The sequence below is a fragment of the Algibacter sp. Ld11 genome, from assembly GCF_045066735.1.
Taxonomy (GTDB): domain Bacteria; phylum Bacteroidota; class Bacteroidia; order Flavobacteriales; family Flavobacteriaceae; genus Algibacter.
Genome location: NZ_JBISHH010000026.1, coordinates 221,616 through 234,782, shown reverse-complemented (window position 1 = coordinate 234,782; position 13,167 = coordinate 221,616). Strand labels below are relative to the sequence as shown.

Below are 13,167 nucleotides of genomic sequence, written 5' to 3'. Positions count from 1 at the left end.
ATGTTAGACAGTAGCAGCTTTGCTACATGATAAAAAACACAATGAAAAAAAGTAATAGTCAACATAGCTTAAAGACATACAATATTTTAAACACTTCATCCTTACCATTATTAATTTTGGTTTTTATGTTTGTTAGCTGTTCATCTAAAAGCGCCTATCAAAATTACGAATCTGTTGTTTATCAAACATCACAGGCTGGAGACAACCTTAAATTAATAACCAGTAATGACGCTAAACCAACTTCGACAGAGATAAAAAAAGTAGCTTTACAACTTCTTCCTAACGAAGAATTTCAGAAATACTATGGTTTTGGAGCTTCTTTCACAGAATCTTCGGCATGGAACCTAGCCACAATTCCTGTTGACTTACGCAAAAACGTATTAACAAAACTTTTCAGCCCAACAGAAGGTGCTGGATTTACACTTACGCGAACTCATATTAATAGCAGCGATTATTCTAACACCCATTACACATACATTGAAGATGGCGATGAAGACCTTTCAACCTTCAGTATAAACGAAGATTTAAAAGGGTTTACTGGTGAAGAAAACGAACAAGTACAAGGAGTTGAGCTTATAGAACCTAGTTACGACCTAATCCCCATGATTTTAGAGGCTTCTAGCATTCCTGGTGCAGACATTAAAATCATAGCTTCGCCCTGGAGTCCTCCATCGTGGATGAAAACAGGAGAAACTTTGGAAATGACTAACGGAACCTTACAACCTAAATATTATGGACTTTGGGCAAAATATTTATCAAAATACGTAAGCGCTTACGCGGAAAAAGGAATTAAACTTTGGGGAATTACACCTCAAAACGAACCTCTTCATTATCATGATGCACGTTGGGATAGCAACGGGTTTACGCCAGAACAAGGCCGTGATTTTTTAAGAGATTATCTTGGACCACAACTTGTTAAAGATGGTCATCTAGATCTTAATGATTTAGATTCTGGCCTACATGTATTAATTTATGATCACAATAAGTCAACCATGAACGACTACGTAGCACCAACTTACCAAGATCCTGAAGCAGCAAAATATGTTTGGGGAACCGCTTTCCATTGGTATGCAAATTCTGAACTAAAAGAAAACAACTGGTATGCAGAAGAGCTAAGTAAATTGCAAAAAAACTGGCCAAACAAAGGTATTATTCATTCAGAATCTAGTATTGATCTTGATGCCAGTGCGCCTATTGCCCAATATTGGAGAGAAAGCACCGATTATGCGGGTACTTTTATACCTTTTGAAACCTATGCTTACGATATTATTACAGATTTAAATCACGGAACTCAAGGATACGTTGAGTGGTGTAGCATTCTAAGCGATAAAGGCCAACCGAACCCTTATGATAATTTTAATAGTGCTCCCATACTTATTAATCCTGTTACTGATGAAGTAATTTATACGCCACTCTATTATTTATTAAGTCACTTTAGTAAGTTCATTCGGCCTGGAGCTTATAGAATTACTTTGAAAGGTGAAGAATTAAAAGGACTTATTTACACTGCGGCAAAAAACCCCGATGGCTCAATTGCTATTGTTGTTTACAACAATAATGAAGAAGGTTATGAAGTATCCATAAAACTAGAAACTAAAACCTATACCTCCGAAATTGCGGCCAAAGCAATTGAAACTATCATTTTACAAGATAAATAAGATTTGGATCATCTAAACCTAGAATAAACGTTTAAGTTAATTGCTTTTTAATGAAGATTATGCATTACAAATAACGCAACCTAATGTATATTCTCAAAAAAATGCTCAGCATCAATTTATCTAATAAATTAGGTTAAGACCTAGCTTATCCCTTAAAATTTTAAAAAACTAAAAATTAAATTAATATGTTTTACATCGATATTTTAGGTATTGTTGCTTTCTCCATTTCGGGTGTTTTAATTGCACTAGAAAAAAAAATGGATATTTTCGGTATTTTAATCATTGCCTTTGTAACCGCTGTTGGCGGTGGTACATTACGCGATTTACTTATTGGCCACACACCCGTAAGTTGGATGAAAAACATCACGATTTCTTATATTATTTTAGGATCGACCATTATAGCTATACTTTTTAGAAGTAAAATTAATTACCTGCGCACCTCTCTATTTTTATTTGACACCATTGGTATAAGTATTTACACTATGGCTGGTATTGAGCTTGGCATTGAAGCTGGTTTACACCCATTAATTTGTATTGCCTTAGGCACAATAACGGCAAGTTTTGGTGGTGTAATCCGTGATATTTTATGTAATGAAATTCCTGTTATTTTTCGAAAAGAGATTTATGCTACAGCCTGTATTTTGGGCGGAATCACTTATTTTGTATTACGAGAATTCCCTATCCAAGAAAATTGGATTTTTATAATTTCCGCAGTAGTTGTTATTTTAATACGCTTACTTGCCGTAAAATTCAAAATATCGTTACCACGCCTTTACAAAGAAGAATTTGAGAATTAATTCTATAGCATCGAGAATGAGAGTTAATTAGTTTGGTACTAACTCACCCCACTCGGTCCATGAGCCATCATAAACCGATAAATTTTTATAACCAGAAATATCGGCAGCCAAAGCTAAAACACAAGCTGTTAAACCTGATCCGCATGAAAAGATAATATCGTCGTTTTTATCAGCTAGCATGTAAAATGCTTTTTCTAAATCAACTTTAGGTTTTAAAACACCATGGTCTAACAAATCCGTAAAAGGCAAATTCACAGAGTTTGGGATAGTTCCCATTCGTAAACCTTCTCGAGGTTCCGGTATTTCGCAGTTAAATCGTCCAGCGGAACGTGCATCTATAATAGTATGTGTTTTATTTGCTGAAGCTGTTTTTACATCATCAAAAAACTGCATGAATTGAGGTTGAAGCTTAGCTGAAAAATTGCCTTTATCGCCTTCGTAATTCGTCATAGCTTCTGTTTCGTTACTAGACTTTAGCCACTCGGGAAATCCACCATTTAAAACAGAGACGTTATTATAGCCAAACGCCTTAAACATCCACCAAACGCGAGCGCTAGAATAAATCCCTTTATCATCATAAACTACAATGGCACTATTGTTATTTACACCTAAAAGTCGAGCTTCTCTTTGGAACTGTTCTTTAGATGGAAAAGCACTAGGAAACGGATTCGATACATCGCTAAATTTCTTTTTAATATCGAAAAGTCGCGTACCGGGTATTTGTTTTTGAGACGCATTAAAAACCTTGTTTATGGTGCCATCTAGAACAATGACATTTTCAGTATTTAAATGCTCTTGAAGCCATTTTACTGAAACAATTGGAGTAGGTAAACTAATAGAAGTGCTCATGTTACTTTTGTGGTTTAATCAAATATAAAAAAAATTACTCAGTTTTTGGAGCTAAGATTTACAGGAGCTTAAACACATAAACTTATACTGAGCCCAAACTAAAACAATAACCAAATACAATTAGTTAATTTTTATTCTACTAGAATTTTGTAGATTCCTGTAGTGGTATCTAGCTCAAATTCAGAATTAGATACGGTAATTGCGTTGTATTCAGTATAACTACAACAATCACCAGTTTTTCTTTGAGCATCAACATAAAAATCAAAAATGCTCGTATTAGAAACACTAATATTTAAATCTACAATTTCTGTTTTCCAACCAATGGAACTAATATCAATGAGGTTAATATTATTTTCTGCAATGAATTTAAACCCAATGGGTTCATTATTATTTAAATTATCTGTTATTTTAATATTCACAGCATCATATGTGCCATTTGTGAATAAATTTTCTCCACTTAATTTATCTAGAATTTCAAAACTAAAACTTTGAGCAGGCGTAAAACATGCTCCACAATCATCGTGGTTACAATTTTGAAAAAGTAGTGTAAATAAAACTAATAGTAAGCCGATTTTTTTCATTTGTTTTTTTTACTTGGATCAAATCACCTTTATAAGGTTGCATTAAACACTAAAATTTAAACAAGTTATTCAATCTAAAATTTAACTTTTACTAAAAACACAACCGGATTAAAAATATAATCAATAGCATGGTCCGTTTCTGTTGTTTCAGGCTCATTTAATTCTGGAAGAACTTCAGACCACTGAGATGATGTTTTTTCTTCTTTTAAATTAAAAATAGTAAAATTACTTTCTAAGCCAATAAAAACATTTTTATGAATTTTATACTGTATTCCAACTGTTGGAGATAATCCTATACCGCTAGTTTTGCTTTCTATTTCGTTATAAAGTGCTGTAATTCCGCCTCCAGAAAATCGAGAAGATGTCGATTTTAAATAGCTAATATCTAATGCCAAATAAGGTGTTATCGCTTTTTGTTTAAAAACATATTCATAGCCCAATTTAAAAACCTGTTCTTTATAATCGCTATTATCATTCCAATTATCAAAAGACTTTTCGTTAGATTTATTAACGGGTCTGTAGTAAGTAAATCTAATAGCACTTTGTTTATTTAAAAACCTTTTGAACGTTAAATGACTAAAAGGAACGAAGTAATATGAATTTTCAAATAAGATATCTTGATTTTTAGGAGATTCCGCTAAGTTGATTAGTCCAACAGATATTTCATTCTTTTTAAAATCTGAATTTTGACTAAACCCTAAGTTTAGGATAAATAAAAAACTTAAAAACGCTAAAATGTTTTTCATAATTACTTTATTTCAAGATGAGCAATTAACCAAATGGTTGCGTTAAATATTTTAGAACAAGTATTTAAACCCCAACTCTACCCTTCCAAACTATTTAAATGATTAGCCAAAGCGACACCCATACTAAAACACCCCTGTAATAAATATCCACCAGTGGGCGCATACCAATCTAGCATTTCGCCAATAGCATAGGTGTTTTGTATTTTTTTACATTGAAAATTGGCATCAACTTCATCTAAAGCTATACCGCCTAAAGACGAAATAGCTTCATCTAAAGGACCTGCCGAGGTAATAACCACCGGAACCGCTTTAATAGTTTGCACCAACACATCGGGATTCGAAAAAGTGTGTTTATCTGTAAATTGTTTTAATAAACCTATAGCGGTTCTATCGAGATTTAAATCGTTTTTAAGAATATCGGTAACTTTAGAACGTCGAGCATTTTTATACTTACTACGTATTTGATTAACCGTCATTTTAGGTTTTAAATCTAAGTAGATAATCACTTCTTTTTCTGTAAGTAATCGATCTTGTATTTTTTGACTAAGCGCATAAATAGCGTTGCCTTCCAACCCGAATTTAGAAATTACCAACTCACCTTTTGCTAATACATTATTAAAAGTAAGTGCTATATTTTTTAAAGGTTTCCCTGCATGAATGCTTATAAAATCGGTTTGCCAATTAACACCAAAAGCACAATTTGCAGCTCTAAAAGGTAGAACATTTATATGGCGTTTTTCAAATTTAGATTTCCATGAACCTGTGGAACCTGTTACTTTCCAACTTGCGCCTCCTAATGCAAAAACTACAACATCTGAAGTTAGTGCATCTTCATTTTCAAAAGTTAAATCGCCTTGTGTATTCCAGCCCGTCCATTTTGTATTAAATTTAAATTGAACACCTCGTGCTACAACATAATCTACAATGGTTTTAAGCACTTCTATGGGTTTTACGCCTTGCTTTGGAAACACTCGATTACTAGAGCCTACAAAGGTTGAAATACCGAGTTGACTGAGCCAATTTATAAAATCGTGATTATTAAATTCACTAATAATGGGCGCCATAAATGCACTAGGGTGATATTGCTGTATTAACGCGTCTGCCGAAGTACTAAACGTGAGGTTTAAGCCGCCTTCTCCGGCTACAAGAAACTTACGTCCGGCAGTTTTTTTCTTTTCGTAAATAGTTACGCCATATTTTGCTGTATCTATTTGTGCCGCAAACATAAGTGCTGCTGGACCTCCGCCAATAATGGATACCTGTTTCATCTAAAAAAAGTAAAAGGTTTTAAATGAAATGCCCCGTTTGGGAATATGGTGTTATGCTGTGTCATATTTCGAAAATCTCAAGCTGAAAGCCGAAACTTAAGCATATAAATTGACTCTTAAAAATTTAGATAGTCGAATCATGTATTAATTTCAGATTTAGCGATAATTACTCATCTCTAGTTCTCTTCAAATTCATAAAAAAAGCAAAGCTCAAAAACAATGCCGCTTTTGAGCTTTTACAATATTATTTTTATACTTACGTGTAAACGTAAACAAACAAATCTACTATATTCTCTACAACTGAAATATTTTTTCCATAAGCATCCACTTCTCGCCTTCTTTGGCCATTGGTAGTGCTTGTTGGTAGTTCCACATCAATGTTTCCCATTCTTGAACTTTAGGATTATTAGCATCCATAGCGTTCTTCTGTTCGAATGAAAAACTATCGTTTACCACCATAATCATGAATAAACGATTTCCTACTAAATAAATCTCTAAATCTTCTATACCAGAATCTTTAATACTCTCTATAATTTCTGGCCATACCTTTTGATGGGCCACTTTATAATCTTCTATTAATTTAGCATCATCCACTAAATCTAAAGCAAAACAATGTTTTTCCATAATATAACTTTTCAACTCAATTTAAGCAACAGTTCCCTCGTGGTTCTTAAAAACATGCATACCATACCAAGCAATGTAAACAAAGCATAAAAGAGGCAGTACAAATGAGAAATTAACCTCGGCAACACCCATAATTTTAGTATCGGCAACACCGCTTCCGCCAGCATCGATAATCATACCTTGTAACATTGGTAATAAAGCACCACCAACAATGGCCATTACTAATCCTGCAGAACCTACTTTAGATTGCTCTTCGGTTAAATCGTTTAATGCAATACCATAAATAGTCGGGAACATTAAAGACATACAAAATGAAATACCTACTACACAATACAAACCAAAAATGCCTTCTACAAACATGCCGCCTGCAACACATGTCATGGCTAAGAGTGCAAATGTCATTAATAATTTACCCGGACTCATAACCCGTAACATGGCGGTCCCCACAATTCTACCAACTGTAAACAACACAAAGGCTATAAACTGATAAGCAAATACATCTATTTTCTCGAAACCAGGAACATCGGCATTCGATAAATCGATAGCTTCTGCATATTGGTAAATGTACGTCCAGGTCATAATTTGTGCACCAACATATAATATTTGTGCTATAACGCCTAAAACATATTTACTGTTAGACCCTAATTTTTTAAAGGTATGTCCTAAACTTGGCATAACACCTTCTTCTTTAGACTGTGGCATTTTGCTCACTAAAAACAACACAAATACAGCCGAAATCACTAAACCTAAAACTACATAAGGATCGCGAATAACTGCTAAATCGGCTACTTTTATCATGGCTCTTTTAGCATCGTCTAATGCGCTAAAATCAGCAATATCATCAGATTGAAGTTTATCGTAAACAAAATACTTTGCTACTAATAAACCTGCTATTAATCCTACCGGGTTTACCGATTGTGCTAAATTTAAACGTTGGGTTGCAGTTTCTCTAGCTCCCATTGCTAAAATGTATGGATTAGCAGCTGTTTCTAAAAAAGCTAAACCAAAAGTTAACACATATAAACCTAAGCAGAAAAACCAAAATTGCTCTGTAATAGCAGCTGGATAAAACAATAAGGCACCACCAGCATATAAACCTAAACCTATTAAAACCCCAACTTTATACGAGTATTTACGCATAAACATAGCTGCCGGTAAGGCCATACAAAAGTACCCCCCGTAAAATGCCATTTGTACCCAAGAGGCTTGTGTATTGGTTAATTCTAATACTTTTTTAAAGGCATTTACCATAGGATCGGTAACGGCATTTGCAAATCCCCAAAGGGCAAATAATGACGTTACAAGTATAAATGGAATAAGTACTTTTTTTGATACTACAGGTATTTTTGGTGTGGTATTCATATAAATTAGTTAGGATAGCTTATTAATTTTTAATTGAAAAAATGACGAATTATATAGAACGATCGAGGTGTGTGTAACCGCCGTCTACATAAAGTAATTGCCCCGTGGTATGGCTAGATTTACTAGATAATAAAAAAGCGACTGTATCGCCAATTTCTTCAGCCGTTGTCATACGATTTTCAAAAGGAATATTTTTTGTAATGGCTTCTAGCTTTTCTTCTTTATCTGGGAATGTGCTAATCCATTTTTCGTATAACGGTGTGTAACATTCGGCAACAATTAATGCGTTTACACGAATGCTATATGGCAATAACTCTACGGCCCATTCTCTGGTTAAAGCATTTCGCCCACCGTTTGATGCGGCATATCCCGAAGTACCACCTTGGCCTGTATCGGCTGTTTTAGAACCAATATTTACAATAGCGCCTTTACTCTTTTTAAGCTCTGGTAATGCATAATGTGCCATTAAGTAATAATGTACAACATTACGTTTTAAAGACTCCATGAAACCTTCGTAATTACCGCTTTCTAAGCCAACACCATCGTTAACGCCTGCGTTATTTACTAAGCCATCAATTTGGCCATATTTTTCTACTACAGCTGCCACTGCTTTTTCGCATTGTACAGGATCAGTAAGTTCTGCTAGTGCATAAAATATATCGATACCTTGTTTAGAAAATACGTCGATAACCTCGTCTACACTGGCTTTATTTCTAGTTATAATTACAGGTTTAGCACCTTCACGAATTAAGGATTCTACAATCCCTAAGCCGATACCTTTGGAGCCTCCGGTAACTATAATAACTTTATCTTTTAAATTTAAATCCATAATTTGAATTTTAGTTTTAGTTGTAGTTCTACGTTTATAAATTGTAAATCTTTATGGCATTTTCGCCCATAATTTGGCGTTGTTCTTCTTCCGAGAAATCGATAAAATATTTTTCAATAATGTGTAAAACACTTTTATATTCCGCAGCTAAAAGACATACAGGCCAATCAGATCCAAATAGTAATCTATCGGTTCCAAAAGCATCAATCATTGTATCTAAAAATGGTGTAAAATCTTCTGATTGAAAATTAAAATCTTCCGTTTCGGTAACCATACCCGAAATTTTGCAAGCTACATTTTTGAATGTGCCTAATTTCTTGATATGCTTTACCCAATCGGAATCTAATCCTTTTGAAATTTGTGGTTTTGCGATATGGTCGATCACAAATTGCTGTTTCGGAAATTTTTCGACCAACTTGACCACATTTGCCAAATGTTTTGGAAAAATTAAAACATCGTAAGCTAAGTTGAATTGACTTAGTTTACTAATACCTTCCTGAAAATCTTCGCGTAAAACAAAGTCTTCGTTTTCTACTTGTAATAAATAGCGAACGCCTTTAAACATCTTATTTTCAGAAAAATGCTTTAAGCGCGCTTCCACATTATCTGCACATAAATCGACCCAACCAACAACACCTTTTATAAAAGGATTTTTATCGGCTAAATCTAATAAAAATTGGGTTTCAGCTTCCGACGGATTGGCTTCTACCACAATGCACCCATCAATAGCATTGGCATCTAAAATAGGTTTTAAATCCTTCGGAAGAAAATCTTTTCTTATCACTTCCATAGAAGCATCAATCCAGCTATCTCTAACTGGATTGTAACTCCAAAAATGCTGATGCGCATCTATTTTCATTATTTTTTGTATGCTTTTACCGATTGCTTAGAAACCCCTAAACCTTCAATACCTAATTCCATAACATCGCCAGGTTTTAAGTATGTTGGAGGTGTTAAACCTAAACCAACACCAAATGGCGTACCTGTAGAAATAATATCTCCAGGAAGTAAGGTCATGAATTGACTAATATGACTTACCACGTGTTGTACGTTAAAAATAAAATCGGATGTTGAGCTATTTTGCATCATTTCTCCGTTAATTTTCAACCAAAGGTTTAAATTATTCGGATCTTTAATTTCGTCTGTTGTAGCAATAAAAGGTCCTACTGGCGCGAATGTATCACAACCTTTACCTTTACACCATTGTCCAGATTTTTCTATTTGAAAAGCACGCTCACTTACATCGTTATGCAATACATAACCTGCAATATGATCAATAGCATCTGCCTCTTCTACATAAGATGCTTTTTTCCCAATAACGATAGCTAATTCTACTTCCCAATCAGATTTTTCACTGTTCTTAGGAATAATAACATCATCATTTGGGCCTACTAAAGCAGTAGTCGATTTAAAAAATAACACTGGTTCTTTTGGGATATCCATACCAGCTTCTGCCGCGTGTTGTGCATAGTTTAAGCCCACACAAACAATTTTTGATGGTCTTGTTAATGGCACTCCTAAGCGCACATCGTCTGCCACGGTTGGGCAACTATCTTGGTTATCTTTTAACCATGCTTTTAGTTTTCCAATACCATCGTTTCCAAAAAATTCTTCATTATAATCTGTTCCAAATGCCGATACATCGATTATAGTTCCATCTTCTAATTGAACACCTGGTTGTTCGCTTCCTACTGCTCCAAATCTTATTAATTTCATCTGTATAAGTTATTTTTATGTTTGTAAATATATATTTTAATTACCGTTTAATGTTACAAAACCACCATCGATAGCATAGTTAGACCCCGTGATAAAGCCAGCTTCATCTGAGCATAAAAACAGTACTAAATCTGCCATTTCCTGAGGTTTACCCATTCGCCCGATAGGTTGAGTTGCCGATAATTTTTCGAACATCTCATCTTCTTTGCCTGGGTAGTTGTTTTTAATAAACCCATCTACAAAAGGTGTATGTACACGTCCTGGTGCAATACAATTACAACGAATTCCATCTTTTATAAAATCTTTCGCTATAGAATACGTCATGGTTAATACGGCTCCTTTTGTCATAGAATATGCAAAGCGATCGTTAATACCAACTGTAGATGCAATAGATGCTAGATTTAAAATTACACCGTTTCCAGTTTTCTTTAAAGCCGGTAAACATGCCCTAATACAGTTGTAAACTCCTTTAATATTTACGTTGTAAAGGCGATCTAAATCAGCTTCTTCACATCCTTCAATATTACCAATATGAGCAATACCTGCATTGTTAATTAAAATATCAATCGTTCCGCTTTCCGAAATCGTTTGTACAATACTTTCAACATTAGCTTGGTTTGCAACATCACATTTATGAGCTGCTGCTTTTTCACCTAAAGCTTCAATTTCTTTCACTGTTTGTTCTGCAGCTTCAAGATTAAAATCTAGAATATGTACTTCTGCACCTTGCTCAGCAAACGTTAAAGATATGGCTTTACCAATTCCGCTACCTCCTCCTGTTACAAGAGCTACTTTATTTTTTAAACTGAATTTTGTCATTTCTATATGCTTAATTTATGTTTTATAATTATTAGAGAGACATACCACGTTTCCACGGAATAAAATCGTCTTGTCTTAATTGTCTTGCTTTTGTTTGTTTACCACTAGCCACCTCGATAACAAAGTCTAAAAGTTCTTCGCCAGCTTGTTCTATGGTTTTAGAACCTTCGATTATTGATCCCGTATTGAAATCGATAATATCTCCCATTTTATTAAAAAGAGATGAATTGGTTGATACTTTTACAACCGGTGTTATTGGGTTTCCTGTTGGCGTACCTAAACCTGTAGTAAACAGAATAACGTTACAGCCAGACCCAGCCAAACCCGTTGTAGACTCTACATCGTTCCCTGGTGTACATAATAAATTTAAACCAGAAGTTACAACCTGCTCCGTGTAATCTAAAACATCTCGTACTGGCGATGAACCGCCTTTTTTAGCAGCTCCCGCAGATTTTATAGCATCGGTAATTAAACCATCTTTTATATTTCCGGGCGAAGGATTCATTGAAAATGCCGCTCCTAGAGCTTCTGCTTTTGAGTTGTAAGTAGACATAATATGCGAGAATTTTTTAGCCTTTTCTGTACTTGTACAACGGTTAATTAACTCCTGCTCTACGCCATTAAGTTCTGGAAATTCAGATAAAACCGTTGCTCCGCCTAATCCTACAATTAAATCGGAAACATAACCTAAAGTTGGGTTTGCAGAGATTCCTGAAAACCCATCTGATCCACCACATTCTAAACCAATTACTAATTTAGATAGATTTGCTGGTTTACGTTCTATTTTATTAGCTTCCATTAAACCAACAAAAGTTTTCTTAACAGCTTCTGCCAATAATTCTTTTTCAGATACACTTTGTTGTTGCTCTAAAATATAAACAGGCTTGTTATTAGCATCGGCCATTTTACCTAAAGCATCTTGTAATATACTTGCTTGTGCATGTTGGCAACCTAAACTCAAAACCGTTGCTCCTGCAACATTCGGGTTATTAATATAACCTGCTAAAAGATTACAAAGGGTTATCGCATCGGATGTTGCACCGCCACACCCACCATCGTGAGTTAAAAACTTAACACCATCTACATTCGGGAATAACAAGTTTTTGCTTGTGTCTTCACCGTCTGTCAATATATTTTTCTCTAGCATCGCTTCCGCGGAAACCCCAGATTTATAATCATTAATTAAGGCATCTACATCTAATCCTAAATGTTGCTTTTTACCATATCCTAATTTTTCAACTAGAGCTTGTTTTAAAACTTCTACATTTCTGTTTTGGCAAAATACCAAAGGAATAATTAACCAATTATTCTCAGTCCCCACTTTACCATCGGCTCTGTGATAACCATTAAATGTTTTATTTACAAATTTTGATACATCTGGAGCTTGCCAAACTTCTTTATCTTCGGAAGAGTTAACGCCGTACTTTTCAGTATCATGAATAAGGTTAGTAGTACTAATAATATCTCCTTTTATAATCTCCTTTTTAGCCTTTCCCACTAAAACACCATACATATAAACAGGATCGCCTTCTGCTAAAGTTTCAGTAACAAATTTGTGCTTCGCAGAAATATCGTTTTGAAGTTGATACACGTTATTCTCAAAGGTAATTTTATCTCCCTTTTTTAAATCCGTTAGCGCGACAATTACATTGTCTTTCTCGTGTATTTTAAGTACATTTTGTTTTGTTTCCATAAATACTGGTAAAATAAATTTCAGGTTTTACTGTGGTAAAAAATTGTGCATACAATAGTACTATAAGTAACCTATGAAATCTTCCAAAAATTTGACCAACACTAATACTATTATTGCATTTGAAACAGAATAAAGTTTCAAAATGCAATTTTAAAACCTAATTAACTCTTTTTTACTGATTCAGAATATGTTTAAAACTTACAACATCTCTATTTTAAAAATAAT

13 protein-coding genes are annotated in these 13,167 nt (G+C 34.3%); 2 read left to right on the top strand and 11 right to left on the bottom strand.

All coding sequences use genetic code 11. The annotated features are described in order from the left end of the window. Positions 1 to 41: 41 nt before the first annotated feature. Together ACJJV4_RS17700 and ACJJV4_RS17695 are read left to right on the top strand one after the other, a co-directional pair. Positions 42 to 1,658: a glycoside hydrolase family 30 protein gene (locus tag ACJJV4_RS17700; protein WP_405296726.1), complete on the top strand. Its 1,617-nt coding sequence runs from the start codon at positions 42 to 44 to the stop codon at positions 1,656 to 1,658. Between the two features lie 185 nt (positions 1,659 to 1,843). Further along, positions 1,844 to 2,455, top strand: a complete 612-nt coding sequence (locus ACJJV4_RS17695) for a trimeric intracellular cation channel family protein (RefSeq protein ID WP_405296725.1) — start codon at positions 1,844 to 1,846, stop codon at positions 2,453 to 2,455. A gap of 27 nt (positions 2,456 to 2,482) precedes the next feature. On the opposite strand, the gene ACJJV4_RS17690 is transcribed toward ACJJV4_RS17695, so the two are convergent. The 11 genes from ACJJV4_RS17690 to ACJJV4_RS17640 form a co-directional block, all read right to left on the bottom strand. After that, positions 2,483 to 3,304 carry a sulfurtransferase gene (locus ACJJV4_RS17690; RefSeq protein ID WP_405296724.1) on the bottom strand — a complete coding sequence of 274 codons (822 nt, stop codon included), beginning with the start codon at positions 3,302 to 3,304 and terminating at the stop codon, positions 2,483 to 2,485. A 131-nt stretch (positions 3,305 to 3,435) separates the two neighbouring features. Then, positions 3,436 to 3,885, bottom strand: coding sequence for a hypothetical protein (locus ACJJV4_RS17685; protein ID WP_405296723.1), 450 nt, complete (start codon positions 3,883 to 3,885; stop codon positions 3,436 to 3,438). Positions 3,886 to 3,959: 74 nt separating this feature from the next. Further along, on the bottom strand, positions 3,960 to 4,631 hold the full coding sequence (locus ACJJV4_RS17680; RefSeq protein ID WP_405296722.1) for a hypothetical protein: 672 nt from the start codon (positions 4,629 to 4,631) through the stop codon (positions 3,960 to 3,962). Between the two features lie 77 nt (positions 4,632 to 4,708). Then, on the bottom strand, positions 4,709 to 5,899 hold the full coding sequence (locus tag ACJJV4_RS17675) for an NAD(P)/FAD-dependent oxidoreductase (RefSeq protein WP_405296721.1): 1,191 nt from the start codon (positions 5,897 to 5,899) through the stop codon (positions 4,709 to 4,711). A 294-nt stretch (positions 5,900 to 6,193) separates the two neighbouring features. Further along, positions 6,194 to 6,523 carry an L-rhamnose mutarotase gene (locus ACJJV4_RS17670; RefSeq protein WP_405296720.1) on the bottom strand — a complete coding sequence of 110 codons (330 nt, stop codon included), beginning with the start codon at positions 6,521 to 6,523 and terminating at the stop codon, positions 6,194 to 6,196. 21 nt (positions 6,524 to 6,544) lie between these two features. Next, entirely contained in the window at positions 6,545 to 7,885 is a 1,341-nt protein-coding gene (gene fucP / locus ACJJV4_RS17665) for an L-fucose:H+ symporter permease (protein WP_405296719.1), read from the bottom strand. Between the two features lie 49 nt (positions 7,886 to 7,934). After that, a complete protein-coding gene (locus tag ACJJV4_RS17660; protein ID WP_042502995.1) occupies positions 7,935 to 8,714 on the bottom strand; it encodes an SDR family oxidoreductase in 780 nt (259 codons plus the stop codon). Positions 8,715 to 8,748: 34 nt separating this feature from the next. After that, on the bottom strand, positions 8,749 to 9,573 hold the full coding sequence (locus ACJJV4_RS17655; protein WP_405296718.1) for an amidohydrolase family protein: 825 nt from the start codon (positions 9,571 to 9,573) through the stop codon (positions 8,749 to 8,751). Next, entirely contained in the window at positions 9,573 to 10,430 is an 858-nt protein-coding gene (locus tag ACJJV4_RS17650) for a fumarylacetoacetate hydrolase family protein (RefSeq protein WP_405296717.1), read from the bottom strand. Before ACJJV4_RS17650 ends, ACJJV4_RS17655 begins: the two co-directional genes overlap by 1 nt. 36 nt (positions 10,431 to 10,466) lie before the next feature. Next, entirely contained in the window at positions 10,467 to 11,249 is a 783-nt protein-coding gene (locus tag ACJJV4_RS17645) for an SDR family NAD(P)-dependent oxidoreductase (RefSeq protein WP_405296716.1), read from the bottom strand. A gap of 31 nt (positions 11,250 to 11,280) precedes the next feature. Then, positions 11,281 to 12,942: a UxaA family hydrolase gene (locus ACJJV4_RS17640; RefSeq protein ID WP_405296715.1), complete on the bottom strand. Its 1,662-nt coding sequence runs from the start codon at positions 12,940 to 12,942 to the stop codon at positions 11,281 to 11,283. Positions 12,943 to 13,167 lie beyond the last annotated feature (225 nt).